This window comes from Mesorhizobium sp. M2E.F.Ca.ET.209.01.1.1 (assembly GCF_004010375.2).
Classification (GTDB): Bacteria; Pseudomonadota; Alphaproteobacteria; order Rhizobiales; family Rhizobiaceae; genus Mesorhizobium.
Genome location: NZ_SADP02000599.1, coordinates 1 through 343, shown reverse-complemented (window position 1 = coordinate 343; position 343 = coordinate 1). Strand labels below are relative to the sequence as shown.

The following is a 343-nucleotide window of genomic DNA, read 5'->3' as shown; positions in this document are numbered from 1 at the left end:
CAGCCGGAAGCCGTCCGGATTTTCCGCCTCAACTGCGGCCGCCACCGCGAACCCGTCGACGACGCTGGATTCGCCGCCCTCGACCGTATTCTCGATGCAGGCAAGGATCTGCAGCGTCGGCACCGGATCGCGGTAAGGATTGTCGGTATGCGCCTGCAGGCCGAGATTGGTGTAGGCGAGATTGTTCGGATTGATTTCGGCCCGCACCTCGAACCAGCGCCCGTAATTGGTCTCCCTGATATAGCCGAAGAGGTCGGCCACTTTGCACAGCGCGCCGGATTCGGCAGGCAGGCCGTCCATGACGGCAAAGCCGTAGCTGCGCACCGCGGCCAGCCATTGCCGC

Annotated in this window: 1 protein-coding gene; it reads right to left on the bottom strand. The window is 64.1% G+C overall.

Translation table 11 applies throughout. From position 1 onward, the window contains the following. Nucleotides 1-343: TauD/TfdA family dioxygenase (locus EN852_RS37075; protein ID WP_189546510.1), on the bottom strand; the 343-nt coding region annotated here is incomplete at both ends.